Raw genomic sequence first — 24,156 nt, forward strand, 5'->3', positions numbered from 1 at the left:
CCGACGGCGACGAGGACGGACTGGCAGTTGACAGTGGGGACATGGATGCAACATCGCTCGATGTTGAGGTCCGTGATCTGACCATTCCTGCGGAATGGCATGGCGAGCGCTTTGACCGCGCATTGGCGGCCCTGATCCCGGAATTCTCCCGCTCCTACCTCCAGCAGTTGATGGCGGACGGCGCTGTGTTGCTGCGAGGAGCCGCGCCTCGCAAGCCTTCGGTCAAGGTCCAGGTGGGCGACCCTTTGCGGGTGGAGTTGCGGCCCACCCAGCAGGCGATGGCCTTCGTGCCTGAAGCGATGGCCCTGGACGTGGTCTATGAAGATGAGCACCTGCTTGTGGTCAACAAACCCGCAGGGCTGGTCGTGCATCCCGCAGCCGGCCATTGGAGCGGGACCTTGCTCAACGGCTTGCTGGCTCACCATGCGGGCGCCGCCAGCTTGCCGCGGGCAGGCATCGTGCACCGGCTGGACAAGGACACCTCAGGGCTGATGCTGGTGGGCAAGAGCCGGCAATCGGTTGAGGCGCTGGTGCGGGCGATCGCCGCACGCGACGTGAAGCGGGAGTACCTGGCGCTGGCGCTCGGGCGCTGGCAAGGCGCAGACACCTGCCTGGTGGACCAACCCATCGGCCGCGACAACCGCAACCGGTTGCGCATGGCGGTGATCCGCGAAGAGGTCGGCTCGGGCAAGCCTGCCCAGACCACCGTCACCCTTTTGGAGCAAGGCGAGCAGGTTTGCCTGGTGCATTGCAAGCTCCACACGGGGAGAACCCATCAGATCCGGGTTCATATGGGCTGGTTGAGTCACCCCTTGCTGGGCGATACGCTGTATGGGGGCAAGTCGTTGTTGGGGATGGAGCGCCAAGCTTTGCACGCTGCGCGCCTCTCCCTGGCCCATCCGGTCTCCGGGAAAGCGCTGGCATTTGAGTCAACGCCGCCAGCCGATTGGATGGCCGCGCTGGATCAGGCAGGGCTCCATTACAATCGGGGGTCATCGGTATAAGTCTTACCGATCGTCCCCACAACTCAGCGCCGGACACCGGCTGTCAGCGTTCAAGCGGCTTTCTGCCGGTTCAGCGCGGGCGTGCCGAGCGTTGACGCCTGATACAGCCCTATCCGCCTAGCCTGTGCGGAGGCTCAGGCCCTGATTGCGATTCCCTGTCCCCGGTGCTTTGGCCCGGTTCAAGTCTGACACCAACAATGAACACCACGGATGCCCGACGCGTCCTCGAGACGGCCCTGATCTGCGCCTCCCAGCCACTCACCGTGCGTGAGCTGGGGGTATTGTTTGACATGGAGCTGTCCGCGGATACGATCAAATCGATGCTGGCAGACCTGCAAATGGAATGGGCTGGGCGGGGCGTGGAGCTCGTACAAGTTGCGTCTGGATGGCGTTTTCAGAGCCGCCCCGAAATGCGGACTTTTCTGGATCGCCTGCACCCGGAGAAGCCACCGAAATACACGCGCGCTGTCATGGAGACTCTCGCGATCATTGCCTACCGCCAACCCGCCACGCGCGGTGACATGGAAGACATTCGCGGGGTGACCATCAACTCGCTCATCATCAAGCAGCTCGAGGATCGCGGCTGGGTCGAGGTGATTGGACACCGTGAAACGGTGGGTCGCCCCGCCTTGTTTGCGACCACCCGGCAGTTTCTCGACGACCTTGGCCTGTCTTCGCTGGACCAGTTGCCGCCGCTGGACGGCAACGATGTTCAAGAGTCTGCTCTGGACCGACTGGATTTTGAATCTTTTGCAGCCGGGGTACCCGAGCCCGATGGTGCGCAGGATAGCCTGCTGGATGCACCTCTTGAGGTTCCGCTTGATGCGGCTCCAGCAACGCCAGCCCAGCCCTTGGCAGCAGTCGTGGATGCGACGCCCGTCGTGTCTGCCGATGCGGATGCGTCCGCTGAAGAGACTGCTGCTTCGAACCCCCTCCCACTGAATGGCGCAGCGTCGCCGACCGATCACCCACAGGACAACCATGACACCGGTGCCCAAGAAAACCCCCAAGCCTGACCCCTCTTCCCCGGGTGCTGTCGAGGACCCCTCTGTTGCAGGGGCTTCCGAAGCCCCTGCTGAGGACTCCGTGCCCTCCCATGCAGGAACCGATGCGCTGCGTTTTGATGACGTGATCAGCGGCGCATTTGATGCGGTGCAAGAGCAGGAAATTCCTTTGCCCACCAAGCGGGTGTTGGAGCCGCAACCCGAGTCGCCCAAGCTGCACAAAGTGCTGGCCCAGGCAGGCATGGGTTCGCGTCTTGAAATGGAGAAAATGATCCTGGAAGGTCGCATCTCGGTGAACGGAGAGCCCGCCCATGTGGGGCAGCGCATCCAGTACAACGACGTGATCAAGGTCAATGGCAAGCAGGTGCGCGTTCGCATGACGCCGCCGCCGCCGCGCGTCCTCGCGTACCACAAGCCTGCAGGCGAGGTGGTCTCTCACGACGATCCACAAAACCGGCCCACGGTGTTTCGGCGATTGCCCAAGCTCTACCAGGGCAAGTGGCAATCGGTCGGCCGCCTGGATCTGAATACCGAAGGCTTGCTGCTGCTGACCAGTTCAGGTGAGCTGGCCAACCGTCTGATGCACCCGCGTTTTGGTTTGCAGCGCGAGTATGCGGTTCGGGTGTTGGGCGCTTTGTCCAATGAAGAAAAGCAGCGGTTGCTGGACGGGGTTCGTCTGGACGATGGCATGGCGCAATTTGCGAGCATCGAAGCCGGTGGCGGTGAAGGCGCCAACTGCTGGTACCGCGTGACCATCGGCGAGGGACGCAACCGCGAAGTGCGGCGCATGTTCGAGGCCGTGGGCCACGCCGTCAGCCGATTGATCCGTATCCGCTATGGCGCCATGATGCTGCCACGTGGACTGAAGCGCGGTGTGTGGGTTGAGCTGGATGAGCTCGACATCGCCAAATTGACTGCAGCGGCCGGTATGGAGGTCATTGAAGAGCCCGCTCCGCGAGGACGTCGCCCTGTGGGGCGCGGCAATGAGGCCACCGGCGGGCGCAATTTTGGCCATACACCCAGCAGTCGAGGTGATGCGCCGACCGGCATCCGCCGCAGCAGCATGTTTGCGCCCCAGCCCAAGCCCGAAGGCGGTGGCGACAAGTCCGGCAAAGGTCGATCCAGGCAGGGTGGGCAACCCGATCCGTTGAAGACGTCGCAAGGCTATATTGGTCAGGACGCTCTGCAACGCAGCCGTGAGCAAGACGCCATGCGGGGCAAGAGCGGCACGGGTCGTCGCAAACCCAGTGGTGGCGGTGGCCGAAAGGGTGGCCGCTGAGCGGTGCCTGACACCTCGCCGATGTAGAATCATCGGCTTTGCTGAAGCGTAAATTCAGCAATCTTTTTTATCCGTTATATCCAGGAAAATCCATGGCCATCGAACGCACCCTTTCCATCATCAAGCCCGACGCCGTTGCCAAGAACGTCGTTGGCCAGATCTACGCCCGTTTTGAAGCCGCTGGCTTGAAAGTCGTGGCGGCTCGCATGGCCCACCTGTCGCGCGGCGAAGCCGAAGCTTTTTACGCTGTGCACAAAGCGCGTCCTTTCTTCAAAGACCTGGTTGACTTCATGATCTCCGGCCCGGTGATGATCCAGGCCCTGGAAGGTGAAGGCGCTATCGCCAAGAACCGCGATCTGATGGGTGCAACCGATCCCAAGAAGGCCGATGCCGGTACCATTCGCGCAGATTTCGCTGACAGCATCGACGCCAACGCCGTGCACGGCTCCGACGCGCCTGAGACCGCTGCCATTGAAATCGGCTTCTTTTTCGCTGGCATGAACGTTTACTCAAGCTGAGATCGTTCGATTGCGCATGACCCTCTCCATTCGCCCAGGTGCGCTGATCGCCAGTGGGTTCGTCGCTGGGCTGGAGAGACCAGATGAGGAGGGCGTGCGATGAAAACCAATTTGCTTGAGTTTGACCTGGCCGGCTTGTCGGCCTTTTGCGAGCAGTTGGGCGAAAAGCGCTTTCGCGCCGTCCAGCTGTTTCGCTGGATCCACCAAAAGGGCGCGGCCCGCTTCGATGACATGACCGATCTCGCGCGCAGTCTGCGCGAGAAGCTGCCGTCTGTCTGTGAGGTGGTGGATCTCCCGGTGCTGTCCCGTCAGGAGTCGACCGACGGCACCATCAAATGGTTGTTCGACGTGGGCGGAGGCAACGCGGTGGAGACCGTGTTCATTCCCGAAGACGACCGGGGAACCCTCTGTATTTCTTCCCAGGCCGGTTGTGCCGTGGGCTGCCGCTTTTGCTCCACCGGGCATCAGGGCTTTTCACGCAACCTGACCACGGGTGAAATTCTGGCGCAACTCTGGCACGCTGAGCACTTCCTTCGCCGGCACCTGAAAACCAGCGAGCGCGTGATTTCCAATGTGGTCATGATGGGCATGGGCGAGCCGCTGCAGAACTATTCGGCGCTGGTGCCCGCCTTGCGCGTGATGCTGGATGACCATGGTTATGGCCTTTCACGCCGGCGTGTCACGGTATCGACGTCTGGCGTTGTCCCGATGATGGATCGCCTGGCGCAAGATGTCCCGGTGGCGATGGCGGTGTCCTTGCATGCGCCCACCGATGCGCTGCGTGATTCGCTGGTGCCCCTGAATCTGAAGTACCCCATTGCCGAGTTGATGGACGCCTGCTTGCGCTACCTGCCTGCAGCACCTCGCGATTTCATCACGTTCGAATACTGCATGCTGGACGGCGTGAATGATCAGCCTGAGCACGCGGAAGCGCTGTTGGCACTGGTGAAAACCCACGGTGGGCGAGGTGTGCCCTGCAAGATCAACCTGATTCCGTTCAATCCCTTTCCGGACTCGGGTCTCAAGTGCTCACCGAAGCCAGTGGTTCAGCGTTTTGCCAAGATCCTGGTGGACGGGGGTCTCGTGACCACGGTGCGCAAGACCCGAGGTGATGACATTGACGCCGCTTGTGGGCAGCTGGCGGGTGACGTGCTGGACCGAACAGACGCGGCCCGCCGCCTGGCGCAGCGGCGCCAGACCACCGAGCAGCCCATTCGATTTGTGACCCTCTCAAAGGAAAAACAGCCATGAAGATGTCAATGCGATCTGAGGTTCTGTCCGGTGGACAAGTGCCTTGTGCCGCCAAATCGGGTGGTCAAAGTGCCGTTGGGGCAGGGCGCGAAGGTCGGCAGTCGATGTGGTTCCAGAAGTTCACGATCGCAGCCCTGATGGGTGCGGGTGTTCTGCTTTTGAGTGCTTGTGCTGGTGGTGGGGCCCGTGGCCCGTCGACCACCGCAAATGGTGGATCCCGAGCAGAGCCAGTGACCGAGTCGGACGAGCCCGAAAACACCAAGCGGGCCCGTCTCCGCGTTACGCTGGCGGCCAATTATTTCGCTGAGGGCCAAGACAAGGTGGCGCTGGACGAGGTCAAGCAGGCGTTGGTGGCCGAGTCCAATTACGCCCCTGCCTACGTGCTGCGCGGGATGATTTATATGCGCCTCAACGACGACGTCCGCGCGGAGGACAGCTTCAAGCGTGCGCTCCAGATCAATCCCCGCGAGTCGGATGCCCTGCACAACTACGGATGGTTCCTGTGCAGCAAGGCACGCTATGCGGAAGGTCTGCGTTATTTTGAAGCGGCACTGGCCAACCCTCTTTATGGCGGTCGCGCGAAAACCCAGATGACCAAAGGCATCTGCGAGACCCGAGACGGGCAGTTGGCCGCTGCGGAGGCCAGCTTCGTCCATGCCTACGAGCTGGATGCCGCCAATCCCATCACCGGTTACAACCTGGCCGCCTTGTTGTTCAAGCGCAAAGAAGACAGTCGTGCTCAGTTTTACATTCGCCGTCTCAACAACTCTGAGCTGGCCAACGCCGAGTCCTTGTGGCTGGGGATCAAAGTTGAGCAACGTCTGAAAGACACCGTGGCGATGGCGCAACTGGCTCAGCAGCTGGAGCGCCGCTTCCCCACGTCCAAGGAGTGGGCTTTGTACCAACGTGGAGCGTTCTATGAGTGAGGGGTTGTTGCAAGAAGCCTCAGCAGGCGATGAACTTGAGCAAGCCCCGTTCAACGCAGGGCCTCCGGTCAGGTTGCGCCAGATTCGGGAAGCTTCGGGTTTGCACATTGCTGCGCTCGCCGCGTCACTCAAAGTTCCTGTGCGCAAGCTGGAAGCATTGGAGGCAGGGCGCTACGATGAGTTGCCTGACCTGACGTTTGCCCGAGCACTGGCGTCCAGCGTTTGTCGGCAGCTCAAGGCCGACCCAGCGCTGGTGTTGGCGGAAATTCCGTCCGGTCGCATGCCCCAGCTGGGTGACTCCAATCAGGCCATCAACGCACCATTCAAGGGTGATCCGGGTGTCGTGGCCTCCAGTGCCATGGGGTGGTTGCGCCGTCCTTCCGTGCTGATTGCCCTGCTGGTGCTTTTGGCCGCATTGGGCCTGGCTGTTCTGCCCGCCTGGAAGGATTTGCCGGGACAAGATGCCTGGAATTCGTTCACGTCGTGGTTCGAAAGCAGCACGGCGCCCGCGTTCTCTGCTGCAGAACCCACGGAAATGGTGTCCGTGCCGTTGGCGGTTCCCGACATGCCCGCCGCTGCTTCCATACCCGCGGCAACGGGCCTGACCCGTGAAATTACCTTGCCCGCCGATGTGCAGGAAGCGGCTCCTTCAGAGGAGGAAAACGACGGTGCGCCGGCAAAACCTGGCGCGGGTCTCTTGTCTCTGGAAGCCACCGGGGATTCCTGGATCGAGGTGATCGACGGTGCCGGGAAAGTCCAGATCCAGCGCGTGCTCAAAAAAGGTGACGTGATCAGTTTCTCCGCCGCGCCTCCTTACTCGGTGGTCGTGGGGCGGACCGACAGTGTGAACGTGTCGGTGCGCGGCCGGGACTTTGACACGACGCCGTTTGCCCGCAATGGTGTGGCCCGCTTCGAGGTGAAATGATCATGAACGCGCCGCAGTTATCTGATGTGCAAGTCCCTGTGCCGCTGGCCGGTGCGCTCGCGCGGCGGTCACGCCAAGGCATTGTTGCCTGGGGGGATCACCGAGTCACCGTGGGCGGCGACGCGCCGGTGCGCTTGCAGTCCATGACCAACACGGACACAGCCGATGCCGTTGGCACGGCGATTCAGGTCAAGGAGCTGGCGCTGGCCGGGTCTGAGCTGGTGCGCATAACGGTGAACAACGATGAGGCCGCGAAGGCGGTGCCCTACATCCGCGAGCAGCTCGATCGAATGGGCATTCATGTGCCGTTGGTGGGTGACTTTCACTACAACGGTCACCGCTTGCTGACCGATCACCCGGCTTGCGCCGAGGCCTTGTCCAAGTACCGCATCAACCCAGGCAATGTCGGGCGCGGCGACAAAGGCGACCGCCAATTCGCTCAGATGGTTGAAATTGCCGCCCGGCTCGACAAAGCCGTGCGCATTGGCGTCAACTGGGGCAGCCTCGATCAAGATTTATTGGCGCGCCTCATGGATGAAAACGCCCGGCGCGCGCAGCCTTGGGACTTGCGTCAGGTGATGTACGAAGCCCTGATCACTTCTGCGCTGGATTCCGCTGCCAAAGCCGAAGCCATAGGCCTCAATGGCAACAATATTTTCCTGTCCTGCAAAGTCAGCAGTGTGCAAGACCTGATCGCGGTCTACCAGTCGCTGGCTCAGCGCTGCGACTACGCCTTGCATCTGGGATTGACCGAGGCGGGCATGGGCACCAAGGGCGCAGTCGCTTCCACAGCCGCCCTGGCCATCCTCTTGCAACAAGGTATCGGAGACACCATCCGGGTGTCGCTCACCCCCCAGCCCGGTGAGGCACGCACCCAAGAGGTGCTCATTGCAGCCGAAATTCTGCAGTCGCTTGGGTTGCGTGCGTTTGTGCCCAGCGTGACCGCTTGCCCCGGTTGTGGCAGAACCACCAGCACCACCTTCCAGGTACTCGCCAAGCAGATTGACGACTACCTGCGCAGTTCCATGCCAGCGTGGCGTGAGCGCTACCCCGGCGTGGAGAACATGAAGGTGGCGGTGATGGGGTGCATCGTTAACGGACCGGGTGAGAGCAAGCATGCCGACATCGGGATCAGCCTGCCTGGCACCGGTGAGGCACCTGCGGCCCCCGTGTTCATCGATGGTGAAAAAGCCCTCACGTTGCGCGGCACTGGCATTGCGGACGAGTTCCAGATAATTGTTGAAAACTACATTGAAAAGAGGTTTGGTACCGCTTGAGACCGTGGTCGCAGCCTGAACAGGCGTGCGTTGGACTCAGTGAAAGCCGCCTCGAAAATCCCATGGCTGACAAACTCAGTGCCGTCAAAGGCATGAACGACATTGCCCCCCCTGTGTCCGCACACTGGGAGTGGTTGGAAGACACTTTGCGCCGCCTGATGCAGCGCTACGGCTACCGCAATGTGCGCACGCCCATCGTGGAGCACACAGCCTTGTTTGTCCGAGGCCTGGGCGAGGTGACCGATATCGTCGAAAAGGAGATGTACTCCTTTGAAGACCGCCTGAACGGTGAGCATCTGACACTGCGTCCCGAGAACACGGCCGGGGTGGTGCGCGCTGCGCTGGAACACAACCTCCTGTACGACGGTGGCAAACGGTTGTATTACATGGGCCCCATGTTTCGGCACGAGCGACCGCAGCGTGGGCGCTATCGCCAGTTTCACCAGGTTGGTGCAGAAGCGCTCGGCTTCGTCGGTCCCGATGTGGATGCCGAGCTCGTGGTGTTGGCCTGCGATCTCTGGCGCGAGCTGGGGCTGGAAGGCATCGAGCTGGAAATCAACAGCCTGGGCCAACCGGCCGAGCGGCAGGCCCACCGCCAGGCTTTGATCACCCACCTGGAATTGCATGCAGATGTGCTGGATGAGGATGCAAAGCGGCGCCTGCACAGCAACCCGTTGCGGATCCTGGACACCAAAAATCCAGCCATGCAGGCTGTGGTCAATGCCGCTCCGCACCTGATGGATTTTCTGGGCGCCGAGTCGCTGGCTCACTTCACCCGCTTCCGCGAGTTGCTGGACGCACACGGCGTGGCCTACCGGATCAATCCCCGTCTGGTCCGTGGCATGGACTACTACAACCTCAGTGTGTTTGAGTTTGTCACCACGCAGCTGGGTTCTCAGGGCACCGTCTGTGCCGGCGGACGCTACGACGGCCTGTTCGAGCAGGTGGGCGGGAAGCCCGCTCCGGCTGTGGGTTGGGCGCTGGGTATGGAGCGAATCCTGGAGCTGCTGAAAGAGCAGGGCAAGTTGCCCGAACAGCCGGCACCGGATGCCTACGCTGTGGTGCCCGATGCCGCCAGCGTGGGGCAGGTCATGCCTGTCTTGCGGGCTTTGCGCCAGCAGGGTATTGCGGTACAAATGCATGCCGGCAACGCCGATGGCATGGGGAGCATGAAGTCCCAGTTTAAAAAGGCCGATGCCAGCGGTGCCCGTTTCGCGTTGATCTTTGGTTCCGACGAGCTGGCGCAGGGCCGCGTGGCGGTAAAACCCTTGCGGGGGCCTCGACCTGAAGACGGCGATGCGGGTGCCGCAGCCCAAACGCTGCAGCCTCTGGACGACCTCGCTGCCTGGGTCGAGATCCTGCGCAGCCGCTGACTTTCCCTTCGTCTCTCGCCGGCGCCTACAATTCCCCTTTATTTTTCCGAGTTTTTCATGGCCAAACACCTCGACCTCGAAGAGCAAGAACAGCTCGACCAGATCAAACACTTCTGGGCCCAGTACGGCAACCTGATCTCCTGGGTGCTGATTGTGGTCTTTGGCAGTTTGGCCGCCTGGAATGGCTGGAACTACTGGCAGCGCTCTCAGGCCACCCAGGCCTCCGCCATGTTTGAAGCGGTGGAGCGGGCCACCCTGGCGAACGACGCCGACAAAGTTGAGCGAGCCTTTACCGAGTTGAAAGACGGTTATGGCGGCACGGTTTATGCTGCTCAGGGCGCATTGCTGGCGGGCAAAGTCCTGTCCGATGCAGGCAAGACCGACGCTGCGCGTGCTGCGCTGGAGTGGGTGGCTGAAAACGGCGCAGACGACGCATTGCAGGCCGTGGCCGCTTTGCGTCTGGCGGGCATGGATATAGAGAAGCAGGCTTATGACCAGGCGATGAAACGCCTGGACGGCGCAATGCCCGAGGCCTTTGCCGGCTTGGTGGCCGACCGCAAGGGCGACGTGTTGCTCGCTCAAGGCAAGGGCGATGCAGCCAAGGACCAGTATCTTGTCGCCTGGAAAGCCATGGGCGACCGGGTCGAGTACCGCCAGTTGGTGGAGGTCAAACTGGCATCGTTGGGCGTGGAAGCCTCCACGCTGTCAGCTGGTGCGGAGGTTGCACGGTGAAATCAAACATCTTGTCGATCAAGGCCCTTGGAGGCCTTCCTTTGCGTCGCGCCGGACTGGCGCTGGCCGCAGCGATGGCCCTGGCGGCCTGCTCATCCGGCCCTGCCCGGGTGGAGCCTGCTCCGCTGGCGCCACCTGCTACAAAAATTGCAACCCAGCTGGCGTGGACCGCCAAGGTGGGTGAAACCCAGTCGCCATTGACTCTGGCAGTGGCGGGTGGGCGTGTGTTTGTGGCCAGCACCTCAGGCACGGTCGCCGCACTCGATGCCGCCACGGGAGGCGATGTCTGGCGGATGAACGTCGGTGGAACCCTGTCGGCTGGTGTGGGTTCTGATGGTGAAACCGCTGCTGTGATTACCCGCGAAAACCAGCTGGTTGCCATTCAGCAAGGTCGGGAATTGTGGCGGGTTCGTCTGCCGGCGAGCTCGTTCACCGCACCGCTGGTGGCCGGTAAACGTGTGTTCGTGCTGACCGCTGATCGCAGCGTATATGCCTTCGATGGCGCCAATGGCGCACGCCTGTGGACGCAGTCGCGGCCCGGTGAGCCGCTGGTGCTGAAGCAAGGTGGTGTGTTGCTGGCGGTAGGGGACACCCTGGTGGCGGGTCTTTCGGCCCGCTTGACCGGCCTCGATCCTTTGAATGGCACGGTGCGCTGGCAAACGCCGGTGGCGACGTCTCGGGGCACCAATGAGGTGGAGCGATTGGTCGATCTGGTGGGCAGCGTGAGCCGAGAAGGCAACAGCGTGTGTGCCCGGGCTTTTGGCGCTGCCGTGGGCTGTGTGGATGCCGCTGCGGGACAGACCGTGTGGAGCAAGACCGCAGAAGGTACCCAAGGTATTCATGGCGATGAACGCATCGTGGTCGGCAGCGAGTCCGACGGACGCGTCCTGGCCTGGCTGCGTGCCAGCGGCGACCGGGCCTGGGATGTAAGCCGGTTCAAATACCGCAACCTCACTGCGCCTCTGGTGCTGGGGCGTGTGGTTGTCGTGGGCGACAGCAATGGATTTGTCCATGTGTTGTCCACCGAAGATGGCAGCGACATGGCGCGCCTGAGCACCGATGGCTCGGGCATTGCCGGGGCTCCGGTTGTCGCTGGTCAAAATGTGGTGGTGCAAACGCGTCAAGGGGCTGTTTACGCCTGGCGTGCACCCTGAAGTGGAGCCGGTTCTGGCTCTTGTGTGAACGGTCACGGAATGCCTGCTGGGGTTCCGTCCCGGGCAGGAAGGGCGCACTCTAGGTCGCCCGACCGTTAAAAAGGATAGTTTCGTGAAACCCGTCATCGCTTTGGTGGGGCGGCCCAATGTGGGCAAGTCCACCCTGTTCAACCGTTTGACGAGCTCTCGCGATGCCATCGTTGCCGATTTTGCGGGCCTGACCCGCGATCGCCACTATGGCAATGGTCGCCAGGGTCGGCGCGAATACATCGTTATCGACACCGGAGGCTTCGAGCCCGATGCGACCGAAGGCATCTACCGCGAGATGGCCAAGCAGACCCGGCAAGCCGTGGCCGAGTCTGATGTGGTGATTTTTGTCGTCGATGCCCGTGCGGGCATCAGCGCGCAAGACCACGAAATCGCACAGTACCTGCGCCGTCTGGGCAAGCCCACGGTGCTGGTGGCGAACAAGTCCGAGGGCATGACCCAGGGCCTGCAGCTGGGCGAGTTTTTCGAGCTGGGGCTGGTGGGTGATGTGATGCCGGTGTCCGGTGCTCACGGGCAGGGTGTGCGCTCCATGCTGGATGCCGCATTGGAAGCCATTCCGGGCCTGCCACCGGAAGACGAAGAAGAGCCCGAGGTCGATACCAGCGTGATCCGTCTGGCGGTGGCGGGGCGTCCCAACGTGGGCAAGTCCACACTGATCAACGTGTGGCTGGGGGAGGAGCGCTTGGTGGCGTTCGACTTGCCGGGAACAACACGCGATGCGATCTCCGTTCCCTTCGAGCGGGATGGTCAGAAGTTTGAACTGATCGATACCGCCGGACTGCGCCGCAAGGGCCGCGTCTTTGAAGCGATCGAGAAATTCTCAGTGGTCAAGACCTTGCAGGCGATCGAAAACTCCCATGTGGTCTTGCTGCTGCTGGACGCGACACAAGGCGTGACCGATCAGGATGCCCACATTGCGGGCTACATCCTGGAGAGTGGTCGCGCCGTGGTGCTGGCCATCAACAAATGGGATGCGATTGATGCGTACCAGCGCGAGCAAATCGAGCGCCAGATCGAAACCCGTCTCGCGTTTCTGAAGTTTGCTTCGCTGCATCTGATTTCAGCCAAGAAGCGCCAGGGGCTGGGCCCGGTCTGGAAGTCCATCATCAAGGCGCAGAAGTCGGCCATGTGCAAGATGACCACCCCTGTGCTGACCCGCTTGTTGCTGGAAGCCACCGCTTATCAGGCGCCCCAACGCAGTGGCATGTTCCGCCCCAAGTTGCGTTACGCGCACCAGGGCGGTATGAACCCGCCGGTGATCGTCATCCATGGCAACTCACTGGACAAAGTGCCCAACGCTTACACGCGCTTTCTTGAGGGTCGGTTTCGAAAGGCCTTTGATCTGGTGGGCACTCCGCTGCGTATCGAATACAAAACTTCTGACAATCCATACAAGGATTGAGGGCCGAATTGGCAGTCCCTCTGGGCGCGGTGGGCTGTGGTATCGTTGCCCTCTTATCAACTTTTTTGAACACGGAGCATATCGTGAGCAATAACAAAGGCCAACTTTTGCAAGATCCTTTCCTGAACCAATTGCGTCGGGAACACGTGCCGGTGTCCATCTATCTGGTCAACGGCATCAAGCTGCAAGGCCAGATCGAGTCGTTTGACCAGTATGTCGTGTTGTTGCGCAACACCGTGACCCAGATGGTCTACAAACACGCGATCTCCACGATTGTCCCCGGCCGCCCTGTGCAGTTTTCGGCTGCACCTTCTGAGGAAACCCCAGCTTGACCGGTTGCTGGAAACCTGCTGAGCCCATCCGGCAACGGACCGGGTCAGCACCGCCTTGAACGCCCCCACTTCTTCCAAGCCCTCGCTGCCCTCGGTCATTCTGGTCGGGGTGGACTTTGGGCATGCCCATTTTGACGGAGAGCTCGAAGAGCTCGGTCTGCTCGCAAAAACGGCGGGTTTTGCCGTGGCCGACCGTGTCAGCTGCAAGCGCCGGGCCCCCGATCCCGCCTTGTTTGTGGGTTCGGGCAAAGCGCAAGAAATCAAAATGCTGGCCCAATCCACAGGGGCCAGCGAGGTCCTGTTTGATCAGTCCTTGAGTCCGGCCCAGCAGCGCAATCTGGAGCGGGAGCTGGGCATGCCAGTGAACGACCGCACGCTGCTGATCCTGCAGATTTTTGCCCAGCGCGCCCGCAGCCACGAGGGCAAGCTCCAAGTGGAGCTGGCGCGTTTGCAGTACCTGTCAACCAGGCTGGTCCGCCGTTGGTCGCACCTGGAGCGCCAGAGCGGTGGCATCGGGATGCGCGGGGGCCCCGGAGAAACCCAGATCGAGTTGGACCGCCGAATGATCGGAGATTCGATCAAGCGCACCAAAGAGCGGCTGGAAAAAGTCAAGAAGCAGCGGGCCACCCAGCGTCGGCAGCGCGAGCGCCGTGACGCGTTCATGATTTCCTTGGTGGGCTATACCAACGCCGGCAAGTCGTCGCTGTTCAATGCCCTGGTGAAAGCCCGTGCATACGCCGCTGATCAGTTGTTCGCCACGCTCGACACCACCACCCGACAGCTGTACCTCGGCGAAGCGGGCAGGTCGGTGTCGCTATCGGACACAGTGGGGTTTATCCGCGATTTGCCCCACGGACTGGTGGATGCGTTTGCCGCCACCCTGCAGGAGGCCGCCGATGCCGATCTGCTGCTGCATGTGGTGGACGCAGCCAATCCCGCGCACCTGGAGCAGATCCAGGCCGTGATGGGCGTCTTGCGCGAAATCGGCGCCGGCGATGTGCCGCAGGTGCTGGTGTTCAACAAGCTTGACGCCATGGACGCCAACCACCTACCGCGAACGCTGGACGATCAGATGGAGCTTGACGGGGTATCGGTGCCACGGGTGTTCGTGAGTGCCCTCGCCGGCACGGGCCTCCCCGAGCTGCGTGCCCTGCTGGCCCAAAGGGTGATGGCTTGCGCACCCGCAGATGCCCTTCAAGCCGAGGGGCCGATAAATGAATTTGAAGACCCTGTGTCTTGATTGGGCACAATGTGACTGTATTGAACCGATTCGAACCGAACCTAGTGCAAACCATGGATGTGAACCTGCCCTCAGCGGCACCCGGCCACCCGCCTCAAAAACGACAGCCCTTGACGCCGCTCAAGCGCTTTTTGCTGGGTGTCTTCAATCTCAATGACCCTCGGTGGGGCAAGGACGAAGGTGCAAGTGGTGGTGACAAAGACGACAACGGCGACCGGCGCGGTGAAGGTGCCGAACCGGGTCGCCAGCCACCCCGTGAACAGCGTCCGCAACAGGGCTCCAACCAGGGCCCGCCCGACCTCGACGAGCTGTGGCGCGACTTCAATCGCAAGCTCGGCGGCATGCTGGGCGGTAAAGGTGGCAAGGGTGGAGGCCAAGGCAATGGGGGTTCGGGTTTCAACCCCAGTCCCAAGAGCACGGGCATTGGTGCGGGTCTGATCGCTGCCGTGGCGGTGGTGATCTGGTTGGGCACTGGCTTCTTTATCGTTCAGGAAGGTCAGCAGGCCGTGATCACCCAGTTCGGCAAGTACCGCAGCACTGTGGGCCCAGGTCTCAACTGGCGCCTGCCGTATCCGGTGCAGCGCCACGAGACCGTGTTCGTGACGCAGATTCGATCGGTCGATGTGGGCCGCGACACCATCGTGCCGGCGACCGGTCTGCGCGATTCGGCGATGTTGACGGCCGACCAGAATATTGTCGAAATCAAGTTCGCAGTGCAGTACCGCCTCAGCGATGCACGCGCTTTTCTCTTTGAGAGCCGCGATCCCGATGCGTCGGTTGTGAAGGTGGCAGAGACTGCGTTGCGCGAGGTGGTCGGCAAGATGACGATGGATGATGCGCTGGTGGGCGAGCGCGATCAGATTGCACCCCGAGTCCGCGCACTGATGCAAACGATTCTGGATCGCTACAAAGTGGGCATTGATGTGGTGGGCATCAACCTGCAACAAAACGGTGTGAGTCCACCTGAGCAGGTCAAAGCCGCGTTCGATGATGTGCTCAAGGCAGGTCAAGAACGTGAGCGCGCGAAGAACGAAGCGCAAGCCTATGCCAACGATGTGGTGCCCCGTGCCCGTGGTGCGGCGTCGCGCTTGACAGAGGAGGCTGAAGGCTATCGGGCAAGGATCGTGGCGCAGTCCGAGGGTGACTCGAGCCGTTTCAGCTCGGTGCTGACCGAGTATCAGAAGGCGCCGCAAGTCACCCGTGACCGGATGTACGTGGACACGATGCAGCAGATTTACGGCAACGTGACCAAGGTGATGGTTGACAGCAAGTCGGGCTCCAATCTGCTGTATCTGCCACTGGACAAGATCATGCAGATGACCGGCCAGACTGCGTCGCCGGCTTCCGGCACCAGCGCCAGCACATCGAGCAGCACACCCGCTGCAGCGCCGACGCGCTTGCCCGACAACTCCGCCCGCTCGCGTGAACGCGAATCGCGCTGAGCAGCGCCTCTACATTGGTGAATCAAGAGTCCTCACATGAATAAACTGGGTTTTGTCCTGACTTCGCTGCTGGTGGCTTTGGCCATCGCCAGTTCGATGTTGTTTGTTGTTGATCAGCGGCAGTTCGGCGTGGTGTTCCAGCTCGGACAGATCAAGCAGGTTGTCAACCAGCCGGGCTTGAACTTCAAGCTGCCGCCTCCGTTTCAAAATGTCTCCTACATCGACAAGCGCTTGCTGACGCTGGAGAGTTCCGACACCGAGCCGACGCTGACGGCCGAGAAGCAGCGGGTGGTGATTGATTGGTACGTTCGCTGGCGCATCAGCGAGCCCGAGCAGTACATCCGCAACGTGGGTATCAACGAAGGTGCGGGTGCGGTTCAACTCAATCGCGTGGTTCGCAACTCCTTCCAGCAAGAAGTCAACAAGCGCACGGTCAGTGAGTTGCTGTCATCTCGGCGCGAGGAGCTGATGGAAGATGTGAAACGCCAGGTACTCGCTGCGGTGCGCGGGGAGGAGAAGCCCTGGGGTATGGATGTGGTGGATGTTCGCATCACCCGGGTTGACTACGCGCAAAGCATTACAGAGTCGGTCTATTCCCGCATGGAAGCCGAGCGCAAGCGAGAGGCCAATGAATTGCGCTCTACGGGTTTTGCCGAGGGTGAGAAGATTCGCGCGGATGCCGATCGGCAGCGTGAAGTGATTGTTGCCGATGCGTACCGCGATGCCCAGAAGGTCAAAGGTGATGGCGACGGCAAAGCGGCGGGCATTTATGCAGAAGCATTTGGGCGTGATCCTTCGTTCGCCCAGTTTTACCGCAGCCTGGATGCATACAAAAGCAGCTTTTCGAGCAAGTCGGACGTGATGGTGGTGGATCCAACCTCCGACTTCTTCAAGGCCATGCGCAGCAGCGCTGCAGCTGGCAAGTAAGGCGGGGCCGTTGTCTGACACGGTCTGGGCAGCGCTGGCGCTGGTCCTGATACTCGAGGGCTTGCTGCCCTTCATCTCACCCGGTGCCTGGCGCCGGGTTTTTTCTGAGATGTTGCAGATGCGCGATGGGCAAATCCGGTTCTTTGGCCTGATCTGCCTGGTCGCGGGAGCCAGCCTTTGGTGGGCCGTGGCCTGAAGTCCTGGGTGCTTTTTTGCCTGGGACCATGCCAGTCTTCACGCCTGCTGTTGTTGAGCTGAGCCAAGGCTGATTCGACAGCCCTTTGCCGTCTGGGTCGGCCAACCGGCTTCAGACCCCGCAGAGCTGCGTGACATGACATGCCGAGGTCCGGGCGCTGATCTGGGCAGGGCTCAGTCCCTCACGGCAGCCGAGCACAAACGGGAGGCCCTTTGGCGGGTCTCGGTGGAGCCCTTGCTGGCACGGGCCCAAAAGGGCGTGCAGTGTTTTGGGCCGAACCCTTGCGGGCCATCGCTTTTCGGGCGGTGCGCTTCGTTGTGAAATGGGATCGGTCGTCCAGGGTGGGTCTGAAATTCGAACCTCGCGCCTCACGCCGCAAAAGCCACGCCGAGCGTTTTGAATACCTTCCTCAGGTAAATAGGTATTCTGCTGAAGGCGTTGGGCCATTCGCCCGCAACGCGTGAGGCACCCATTGTGGCCGTACTCCCGGTGTTTAAATCAGGTCGCGATCGGGAGCGCATTGGGAGCCCGGTAAAATCGCTGTTTTAACAGCTGTCTCATCATGCCCTTGTCTGCCTGGGTCCTTCCGGATCACATTGCCGATGTCCTGCCGTCCGAGGCCCGGCACATCGAAGAACTTCGTCGGGGTTTGCTGGACACCGCCCGTCGCTACGGCTATGAGCTGGTGATGCCACCACTGGTCGAACACCTGGAGTCTTTGCTCACGGGTACTGGCGAAACCCTCGATTTGATGACCTTCAAGCTGGTTGACCAGCTTTCGGGGCGTACGCTGGGCCTGCGCGCTGACAGCACGCCTCAGGTCGCTCGCATCGATGCCCACCTGCTCAATCGGCAGGGCGTGGCCCGCCTGAGCTATTGCGGCCCGGTGGTGCATACCCGCATTGACCGCCCCTTCGCCAGCCGCGAGCCGCTTCAGTTTGGGGCGGAAATCTACGGACATTCGGGCCTGGAGGCCGACCTGGAAGTTCTGGAGCTGGCCCAGGCCAGCCTCAGGGGTGCGGGCATCCAGCGCTTGTTGCTTGATCTGGCCGATGTGCGCGTGATCGACGCGGTGTTGTCTCCGCTGGCCTTGGAGCCGGCCCAGAATCAGGCGATCCACGCAGCATTGGCCGCCAAGGATGTCGCCGAGCTGAGGGTCTTGTCGCATGGCCTGCCCGCAGACGTTCAGGCAAGCCTGTGTGCTTTGCCCGGGTTGTTTGGCGGGGTGGCGGTGCTGGAAGAGGCGCGGCGTGTGCTCAAGCCTTCCGCTGAGCTGAGCGAGGCGCTTGACAGCCTGGGCTGGCTGGCCGCGCAGGTTCAGGGGGTGGATGTCTCCATTGACCTGGCGGATTTGCGTGGGTACGCCTATTACACCGGCATGCGCTTTGCCATGTTCAGCCAGACCGAGAGTGGTGAAGCCGTGGAGCTGGCGCGAGGCGGCCGCTACGATGAGGTGGGCGCCGTGTTTGGCCGCAAGCGCCCCGCGGTGGGCTTCAGCCTGGACTTGAAAGAATTGGTGACCACCGTGGCGCCCCGGCCGCTGGAGGCCGCGGTTCGTGCGCCCTGGGGTATGGATGCAGGCTTGCGGGCCGCCATTGCCCAGTTGCGTGCCAACGGCCAGACTGTGGTGTGTGCTTTGCCCGGACACGGGCACGAAGTAGATGAATTCCTTTGTGACCGCGAGCTGGTGCAAGACCCGGCCAACAGCGGTGCATGGATCGTGAAGACTCTTTGATCGGAAACAGCAGATGATGAACAGCAAAAGCGCCGTGGTTCCAGGGCGCAACGTGGTCGTGGTGGGCACCCAATGGGGCGACGAGGGCAAAGGCAAACTGGTCGACTGGCTCACCGAAACCGCTCAAGGCGTGGTGCGTTTTCAGGGCGGCCACAACGCCGGTCATACCTTGGTGATCAACGGCGTGAAAACCGCATTGCACCTGATTCCCAGCGGCATCATGCGCGCCGGCGTGAAGTGCTACATCGGCAATGGTGTGGTGCTGTCGGTGGGCAAACTGTTTGAAGAGATTGCCGGGCTGGAGAAGGCCGGCGTGGAAGTCCGCTCGCGCCTGCGGGTCTCCGAAGCTTGCCCGTTGATTCTGCCGTTCCATGCGGCCATCGACATCGCGCGCGAGGCCGCCAAAGTCAAGGCGGGCACGGAAAAAATTGGCACCACGGGCCGCGGCATCGGCCCGGCCTACGAAGACAAGATTGCCCGCCGCGCATTGCGTGTGCAGGACTTGAAATACCCTGAGCGGTTTGCGACGAAGTTGCGCGAGTTGCTGGCGCTGCACAACCATGTGCTACTGACCTACCTGCATGCAGGCGACATGGTCTGGGACGACCAGCTGGCCGCTTACATGAAAGATGGCGCGATTCAGTTTGAGGCGGTGTATACCGAAGCCATGGAGCAAGCCGAGCTGCTCAAGCCCATGATTGCTGACGTGTCGCGTGAGCTCAATGCAGCGCATCAAGAAGGAGTGAACCTGTTGTTCGAAGGTGCCCAGGGCACTCTGCTGGACATCGATCACGGCACCTATCCGTTTGTGACTTCCAGCAACTGCGTGGCGGGCAACGCCTCTGCCGGTGCTGGGGTGGGGCCAGGCTTGTTGCACTACGTATTGGGCATCACCAAGGCCTACTGCACGCGTGTGGGCGGTGGTCCGTTTCCCACCGAACTGGATTGGGAGAAAGAGGGCACACCCGGCTGGCACATGGCCACGGTGGGTGCCGAGAAGGGTGTGACCACCGGTCGCAGCCGCCGCTGCGGCTGGTTTGATGCGGCGTTGCTCAAACGCTCGGCGCAGGTCAACGGCCTGACCGGCCTGTGCATCACCAAGCTGGATGTGCTGGACGGCCTGAAAGAGCTGATGCTGTGTACCGGCTATGAGCTCGATGGCGAAATCATCGATATCTTGCCCATGGGGGCCGACGATATTTCGCGTTGCAAGCCGATCTATGAAGTCATGCCGGGCTGGAGTGATTCTTCCGTGGGTGTGACCGACTACGACAAGCTGCCAGAGAACGCGCGCCGTTACCTGAAACGCATCGAAGAGACCACGGGCGTGCCGATTCACGTGGTGTCGACGAGTCCAGACCGGGACCACACCATACTGTTGAGCCACCCCTACCACGCACCGGCTTGATGATGGCCACCGTATTCGTGCAGAATCCCCTAACCGCATCCCACCCGGAGCTCTCATGCTGACCGAAGACGGCAAACACCTCTACGTCTCTTACGACGAGTACCACAACCTGATCGAAAAGCTGGCCCTCAAGGTGTACCAGTCGGGTTGGGAATTCGATACCATTCTGTGTCTGGCGCGGGGCGGCATGCGCCCGGGTGATATCCTGTCGCGCATTTTTGATGTGCCGCTGGCCATCATGTCCACCAGCTCCTACCGGGCCAATGCTGGCACGGAGCAGGGAAGCCTGGACATCGCGCGCTACATCACCACGCCCAAAGGGGAGATTGCAGGCAAAGTCCTGCTGGTGGACGATCTGGCCGATTCGGGCAAGACGCTCAATACCGTCATCGGGCAGCTCAAGACCAGCTACAAACCCATCACCGAGTTGCGCAGTGCCGTGATCTGGACCAAAGAGCTGTCCACTTTTACGCCCGACTATTCGGTCGAACACCTGCCGACCAACCCGTGGATCCACCAGCCTTTTGAAAGCTACGACAACCTGCGCCCAGCAGAATTGCTGGAAAAGTGGCAGCTTTGAGCGAGCTCGAACGCGCTGTTTTTCTGCGGGTTTCCTCATGCGGTAGGCTTCAGGGTGGGCATGACCCATTGAAAGCCTGCTATCCATGAGCGAACTCTCCACCAATCTCATTCACCACCCCTACCGCGCACCTGCGGGCTTTGACGCCGTCGCACCGGGCGTTCACAAAGCATCGACCGTCATTTTTCCCAACGTGCACGCCTTGCGCACGCAGGAATGGGTTGACAAAAGTGGCTACACCTACGGTTTGCATGGCACGCCCACGACGTTTGTTCTGGAAGAACGCATAGCCACGCTCGAGGGCGGCTTGCACTGCGTGCTGGCGCCCAGCGGGCTGTCGGCCGTGTCTTTGGTGGACATGGCGTTTTTGCGCCAGGGCGAAGAACTGCTGATCCCCGACAACGCTTACGGCCCCAACAAGTCATTCGCCAGCGGCGAATTGTCCGCATGGGGCATCACCCACCGGTTTTACGATGCGCAGAATCCACAGGATCTGGCCGACAAGATCGGGCCATCCACCCGCCTGGTGTGGCTGGAGGCTCCCGGGTCGATCACGCTGGAGTACCCGGATCTGCCGGCCTTGGTGGCCGTGGTGCGCCAAGCCAATGGGCAGCGCGCTGAGGGCGCGCGCGCCGTTATCACGGCACTCGACAACACCTGGGGTGCTGGCATCGCCTTTGATGCGTTTGAGACGGGCGTGGACGTGTCCATGCAGGCACTGACCAAATACCCCAGTGGCGGCGCCGATGTGCTGATGGGTTCGGTGGTCACCCGCGACGAACACTTGCACCGCCAGGTGCTCATGACCCACATGCGGCTGGGACTGGGTGTGAGCGGCAACGACACCGAACTGGTGTTGCGCGGCCTGCCCAGCATGGCACTTCGCTACCAGGCACAAGACGCGAGCACGCGTGCGCTGGCCACCTGGATGCAGAGCCAAAAAGGCGTGAGCCAGGTGTTGCACCCGGCTTTGAAGGGGTCGCCGGGGCACGATACATGGCTACGCGATGCCAAGGCGGCGGCCTGTTTGTTCAGTGTGGTGTTCGACGAGCGGTTTGACGCCACACGGGTTGATGCTTTTTGCGACAGCTTGCGGCTCTTCAAGCTGGGCTGGAGCTGGGCGGGGCCCATCAGCCTGTGCGCGCCTTACGATGTGTCTTCCATGCGCAAGGCGCCATGGCCTCACAAAGGCGGACTGGTCCGCTTCGCGGTGGGTCTCGAGGCCGTTGCAGATTTGCAGGGCGATCTGACCCAGGCGCTTGATCGACTCAACGCCTGATTTTCTTTTTTCTCACCTATTCATTTACCTACTCAAGAAAGACTGTTTTGGCCACTCCCAATTACGGATACGAAAAACGCCAGCGCGAACTCGCCAAGAAAAAGAAGAAAGAAGAAAAGGCCCGCGCCAAAGCTGCGGGCAAGCCCTACGACGACGGCCAGGAAGAGCCCATCGAGAACCCGATGGCACCGCCTCCAGAGGCGCCTGCGAAAGACCCAGCGGCCGGTTGACGCTGGAGGCGTTGTTGGCAAATCAGTAGCCACACGGTATCGGGCGTTTTGGTTCTGCTGCCCATGCCACGACAAGCCAGGTCAAGGCGCATATTTCACCAACCACGCTCGCACGTGGTTGTTGGCGGCTGGTTGAGCATCCACACCTTCGCGCATGGCCCATGCCAGGCAGCCGCGGGGGAGGCGATATCACCTTGGTCAGCCTGCGCTAACAAGCGACAAACTAGAGAACGACAGCCTGGATGCGGCCGAGCTGGACGCCGTGGCGGCCAAGACCGCAGACAGCTACAGCAAGGGGGTCTGGAGCGCCAACAAGCGATCGCCAGAGGCGTGACCTTCAGCGCTTTGCTGCGCGGCCAGCAAGCCAGAAAGAATCTCGACTGCTCAGAGAATTCAGCCTGGGCGACCCCGGCGGTGTGCGCGCCTATGCCCGCGGCGACGAAGGCCGGCTCGGCAGCCTGGAGCTGCGCTACGCCTTGAACAATGCATTGGGGTTCAGCGTGTTCCACGATACCGGCCGCACCTCGGTCAAGGCCAAACCGTATCAACACGCACCCAACACCCTCAAACGCAGCGGCACCGGCTTGGGCATGCAAGGTGGCTGTGTCGGCTTTGATTGGCGGGGCTCGGAGGCGACCACCGGAGAGCCGGACAAATCGCTGCGCGCGTGGAAGCGGGCGGGGAGGCGTTTCTAAAGTGCTGATCGCGCCATTGCGAGGCAGCATCGGGCTGGCGGGGACGGCGTGGGCATTGCCCGTTTCCACCGGGACTCATACAGCTCCAAAGAGGTGCGGCAGGGGGCGGTTCGAACGCTTACTGATGAGCCAAAGGTCTCAGCGGCACAGCGATTCAGCCGCTTTGTCGAGTGAGGCCTCAGAGCGGTCTGCCAATACGCAAGCCTGTGCCTGCCCGTACTGCGTGAAATTGCGTTTGATGGAGGCTGAGTACATGGGGTCGTAGTGCATTGTCAGCAGCTCCAGCACCACCTCGGGCGTTTTCCCGGCCGCGACCTTCTCGACCCAGCCATCCACCACGGCTTTGCCACGCAACTCGACGAGTGCTTGCAGGCGCTCGCAAAAATGCTCGGGGTCCTTCACGAAGAAATCGTAATCTTCCAGCAGCAGGGCCACGCGTTCGGTGTCGGGCAACTGCAGGTCGATGCAGGGGCTTTCGCGCATGGCGTTGATGAGGGCGTCGGGCACGCGCACATTGCCCACTTTTTTGCTCTCACTTTCCACGAATACGGGCCGTGCCGGATCCAACTTGCGCAGCGCGTCCCAGATCAGGCTGTCGAAGCGTTTCTGGCTGGGCTGGGGCAGGCCGGGGATGTGACCGAGCACCGAGCTGCGGTGGTTGGCCAGGGCCTCGAGGTCGAGCACTTGTGCGCCTTGGGCGGCCAGGGCCTGCAGCAAGCGGGTTTTGCCACTGCCGGTGGGGCCACAGATCACGCGGTATTGCAGGCGCTGGGCCTGGGACGGGAGATCTTCTACCAACGCCGCGCGCCAAGCTTTGTAGCCGCCTTCGATGAGCGTGACATGAAAGCCAATGGCCCCCAGGATGGTGGCCAGGGAGCCGCTGCGGTTGCCGCCGCGCCAGCAATACACCAAGGGCTTCCAGTTCCGGGGCGCTTCGATCAGTTCCCGCTCGATGTGGGCGGCGATGTTGCGCGCGGCCAGGGCGGCACCACGCTTCTTGGCTTCAAAGGCGTTGACCTGCTTGTACATCGTGCCAATGACGATGCGTTCGGCGTTGTTCAGCGTGGGCCAATTGAGCGCACCCGGAATGTGGTCGAGCGCGTGTTCGTCTTCGCTGCGGGCGTCGATGATGGTTTCAAACTGGTCGAGCTGGCGCAGGGCTTCGGCGGCGGGCAGGGTATGGACAGGCATGCGCTGGA

At 61.6% G+C, this 24,156-nt stretch carries 24 protein-coding genes; 23 read left to right on the forward strand and 1 reads right to left on the reverse strand.

The genetic code is table 11. From position 1 onward, the window contains the following. Nucleotides 1–41: 41 nt before the first annotated feature. From E5678_RS03925 to E5678_RS04035, 23 genes are all read left to right on the forward strand, one after another. Nucleotides 42–1,004, forward strand: a complete 963-nt coding sequence (locus E5678_RS03925) for an RluA family pseudouridine synthase (RefSeq protein ID WP_136180619.1) — start codon at nt 42–44, stop codon at nt 1,002–1,004. A 197-nt stretch (nt 1,005–1,201) separates the two neighbouring features. Next, complete coding sequence (scpB, locus tag E5678_RS03930) at nt 1,202–2,020, forward strand: SMC-Scp complex subunit ScpB (RefSeq protein ID WP_136177313.1); 819 nt, start codon at nt 1,202–1,204, stop codon at nt 2,018–2,020. Beyond that, a complete protein-coding gene (locus E5678_RS03935; RefSeq protein WP_136177314.1) occupies nt 1,986–3,287 on the forward strand; it encodes a pseudouridine synthase in 1,302 nt (433 codons plus the stop codon). The genes scpB and E5678_RS03935 overlap by 35 nt, the downstream gene beginning before the upstream one ends. A 92-nt stretch (nt 3,288–3,379) precedes the next feature. After that, nucleotides 3,380–3,805, forward strand: coding sequence for a nucleoside-diphosphate kinase (gene ndk, locus E5678_RS03940; protein ID WP_136177315.1), 426 nt, complete (start codon nt 3,380–3,382; stop codon nt 3,803–3,805). A gap of 99 nt (nt 3,806–3,904) precedes the next feature. After that, nucleotides 3,905–5,056 carry a 23S rRNA (adenine(2503)-C(2))-methyltransferase RlmN gene (gene rlmN, locus E5678_RS03945; protein WP_136177316.1) on the forward strand — a complete coding sequence of 384 codons (1,152 nt, stop codon included), beginning with the start codon at nt 3,905–3,907 and terminating at the stop codon, nt 5,054–5,056. After that, entirely contained in the window at nt 5,053–5,982 is a 930-nt protein-coding gene (gene pilW, locus E5678_RS03950) for a type IV pilus biogenesis/stability protein PilW (protein WP_247596907.1), read from the forward strand. The genes rlmN and pilW overlap by 4 nt, the downstream gene beginning before the upstream one ends. Then, nucleotides 5,975–6,907 (forward strand): helix-turn-helix domain-containing protein, encoded by a 933-nt coding sequence (locus tag E5678_RS03955; RefSeq protein WP_136177317.1) that lies wholly within the window; start codon nt 5,975–5,977, stop codon nt 6,905–6,907. The genes pilW and E5678_RS03955 overlap by 8 nt, the downstream gene beginning before the upstream one ends. 2 nt (nt 6,908–6,909) lie before the next feature. After that, nucleotides 6,910–8,184, forward strand: coding sequence for a flavodoxin-dependent (E)-4-hydroxy-3-methylbut-2-enyl-diphosphate synthase (ispG, locus tag E5678_RS03960; RefSeq protein ID WP_247596908.1), 1,275 nt, complete (start codon nt 6,910–6,912; stop codon nt 8,182–8,184). A 62-nt stretch (nt 8,185–8,246) separates the two neighbouring features. Further along, nucleotides 8,247–9,557, forward strand: coding sequence for a histidine--tRNA ligase (gene hisS, locus E5678_RS03965; RefSeq protein WP_136177319.1), 1,311 nt, complete (start codon nt 8,247–8,249; stop codon nt 9,555–9,557). A 57-nt stretch (nt 9,558–9,614) separates the two neighbouring features. Beyond that, complete coding sequence (locus E5678_RS03970) at nt 9,615–10,289, forward strand: tetratricopeptide repeat protein (RefSeq protein ID WP_136177320.1); 675 nt, start codon at nt 9,615–9,617, stop codon at nt 10,287–10,289. Further along, complete coding sequence (gene bamB / locus E5678_RS03975; protein ID WP_247596909.1) at nt 10,286–11,443, forward strand: outer membrane protein assembly factor BamB; 1,158 nt, start codon at nt 10,286–10,288, stop codon at nt 11,441–11,443. Before E5678_RS03970 ends, bamB begins: the two co-directional genes overlap by 4 nt. Before the next feature lie 112 nt (nt 11,444–11,555). Next, on the forward strand, nt 11,556–12,893 hold the full coding sequence (gene der / locus E5678_RS03980) for a ribosome biogenesis GTPase Der (protein ID WP_136177321.1): 1,338 nt from the start codon (nt 11,556–11,558) through the stop codon (nt 12,891–12,893). Between the two features lie 65 nt (nt 12,894–12,958). Beyond that, a complete protein-coding gene (hfq, locus tag E5678_RS03985) occupies nt 12,959–13,225 on the forward strand; it encodes an RNA chaperone Hfq (RefSeq protein ID WP_136177322.1) in 267 nt (88 codons plus the stop codon). Between the two features lie 55 nt (nt 13,226–13,280). Further along, complete coding sequence (hflX, locus tag E5678_RS03990) at nt 13,281–14,465, forward strand: GTPase HflX (protein WP_136177323.1); 1,185 nt, start codon at nt 13,281–13,283, stop codon at nt 14,463–14,465. A 53-nt stretch (nt 14,466–14,518) separates the two neighbouring features. Beyond that, a complete protein-coding gene (gene hflK, locus E5678_RS03995) occupies nt 14,519–15,907 on the forward strand; it encodes an FtsH protease activity modulator HflK (RefSeq protein WP_136177324.1) in 1,389 nt (462 codons plus the stop codon). A 36-nt stretch (nt 15,908–15,943) separates the two neighbouring features. Next, nucleotides 15,944–16,834, forward strand: a complete 891-nt coding sequence (gene hflC, locus E5678_RS04000) for a protease modulator HflC (protein ID WP_136177325.1) — start codon at nt 15,944–15,946, stop codon at nt 16,832–16,834. 10 nt (nt 16,835–16,844) lie between these two features. Beyond that, nucleotides 16,845–17,030: a DUF2065 domain-containing protein gene (locus E5678_RS04005; RefSeq protein WP_136177326.1), complete on the forward strand. Its 186-nt coding sequence runs from the start codon at nt 16,845–16,847 to the stop codon at nt 17,028–17,030. A gap of 568 nt (nt 17,031–17,598) precedes the next feature. After that, entirely contained in the window at nt 17,599–18,765 is a 1,167-nt protein-coding gene (locus tag E5678_RS04010; RefSeq protein ID WP_136180622.1) for an ATP phosphoribosyltransferase regulatory subunit, read from the forward strand. Nucleotides 18,766–18,781: 16 nt separating this feature from the next. Further along, nucleotides 18,782–20,173, forward strand: a complete 1,392-nt coding sequence (locus E5678_RS04015) for an adenylosuccinate synthase (protein ID WP_136180623.1) — start codon at nt 18,782–18,784, stop codon at nt 20,171–20,173. Between the two features lie 55 nt (nt 20,174–20,228). Next, nucleotides 20,229–20,753 (forward strand): phosphoribosyltransferase, encoded by a 525-nt coding sequence (locus E5678_RS04020; protein WP_136177327.1) that lies wholly within the window; start codon nt 20,229–20,231, stop codon nt 20,751–20,753. Between the two features lie 85 nt (nt 20,754–20,838). Next, nucleotides 20,839–22,032 (forward strand): PLP-dependent transferase, encoded by a 1,194-nt coding sequence (locus E5678_RS04025; protein ID WP_136177328.1) that lies wholly within the window; start codon nt 20,839–20,841, stop codon nt 22,030–22,032. Between the two features lie 47 nt (nt 22,033–22,079). Further along, on the forward strand, nt 22,080–22,262 hold the full coding sequence (locus tag E5678_RS04030) for a hypothetical protein (RefSeq protein WP_136177329.1): 183 nt from the start codon (nt 22,080–22,082) through the stop codon (nt 22,260–22,262). A 416-nt stretch (nt 22,263–22,678) separates the two neighbouring features. After that, complete coding sequence (locus E5678_RS04035; protein WP_136177330.1) at nt 22,679–22,957, forward strand: hypothetical protein; 279 nt, start codon at nt 22,679–22,681, stop codon at nt 22,955–22,957. Between the two features lie 138 nt (nt 22,958–23,095). Here E5678_RS04035 and mnmH read toward each other — a convergent pair whose 3' ends face one another. Next, on the reverse strand, nt 23,096–24,148 hold the full coding sequence (gene mnmH / locus E5678_RS04040) for a tRNA 2-selenouridine(34) synthase MnmH (protein WP_136177331.1): 1,053 nt from the start codon (nt 24,146–24,148) through the stop codon (nt 23,096–23,098). Nucleotides 24,149–24,156 lie beyond the last annotated feature (8 nt).

Source organism: Hydrogenophaga sp. PAMC20947, from assembly GCF_004795855.1.
In the GTDB taxonomy this organism is placed as follows: Bacteria; Pseudomonadota; Gammaproteobacteria; order Burkholderiales; family Burkholderiaceae_C; genus Hydrogenophaga.

What these genes read in the sequence shown, in the direction of transcription:
- E5678_RS03925 (WP_136180619.1), top strand. Translation starts at nt 42, where the DNA reads ATGGATGCAACATCGCTCGATGTTGAGGTCCGTGATCTGACCATTCCT.
- scpB (WP_136177313.1), top strand. Translation starts at nt 1,202, where the DNA reads ATGAACACCACGGATGCCCGACGCGTCCTCGAGACGGCCCTGATCTGC.
- E5678_RS03935 (WP_136177314.1), top strand. Translation starts at nt 1,986, where the DNA reads ATGACACCGGTGCCCAAGAAAACCCCCAAGCCTGACCCCTCTTCCCCG.
- ndk (WP_136177315.1), top strand. Translation starts at nt 3,380, where the DNA reads ATGGCCATCGAACGCACCCTTTCCATCATCAAGCCCGACGCCGTTGCC.
- rlmN (WP_136177316.1), top strand. Translation starts at nt 3,905, where the DNA reads ATGAAAACCAATTTGCTTGAGTTTGACCTGGCCGGCTTGTCGGCCTTT.
- pilW (WP_247596907.1), top strand. Translation starts at nt 5,053, where the DNA reads ATGAAGATGTCAATGCGATCTGAGGTTCTGTCCGGTGGACAAGTGCCT.
- E5678_RS03955 (WP_136177317.1), top strand. Translation starts at nt 5,975, where the DNA reads ATGAGTGAGGGGTTGTTGCAAGAAGCCTCAGCAGGCGATGAACTTGAG.
- ispG (WP_247596908.1), top strand. Translation starts at nt 6,910, where the DNA reads ATGAACGCGCCGCAGTTATCTGATGTGCAAGTCCCTGTGCCGCTGGCC.
- hisS (WP_136177319.1), top strand. Translation starts at nt 8,247, where the DNA reads ATGGCTGACAAACTCAGTGCCGTCAAAGGCATGAACGACATTGCCCCC.
- E5678_RS03970 (WP_136177320.1), top strand. Translation starts at nt 9,615, where the DNA reads ATGGCCAAACACCTCGACCTCGAAGAGCAAGAACAGCTCGACCAGATC.
- hflK (WP_136177324.1), top strand. Translation starts at nt 14,519, where the DNA reads ATGGATGTGAACCTGCCCTCAGCGGCACCCGGCCACCCGCCTCAAAAA.
- hflC (WP_136177325.1), top strand. Translation starts at nt 15,944, where the DNA reads ATGAATAAACTGGGTTTTGTCCTGACTTCGCTGCTGGTGGCTTTGGCC.
- E5678_RS04015 (WP_136180623.1), top strand. Translation starts at nt 18,782, where the DNA reads ATGAACAGCAAAAGCGCCGTGGTTCCAGGGCGCAACGTGGTCGTGGTG.
- E5678_RS04020 (WP_136177327.1), top strand. Translation starts at nt 20,229, where the DNA reads ATGCTGACCGAAGACGGCAAACACCTCTACGTCTCTTACGACGAGTAC.
- E5678_RS04025 (WP_136177328.1), top strand. Translation starts at nt 20,839, where the DNA reads ATGAGCGAACTCTCCACCAATCTCATTCACCACCCCTACCGCGCACCT.
- mnmH (WP_136177331.1), bottom strand. Translation starts at nt 24,148, where the DNA reads ATGCCTGTCCATACCCTGCCCGCCGCCGAAGCCCTGCGCCAGCTCGAC.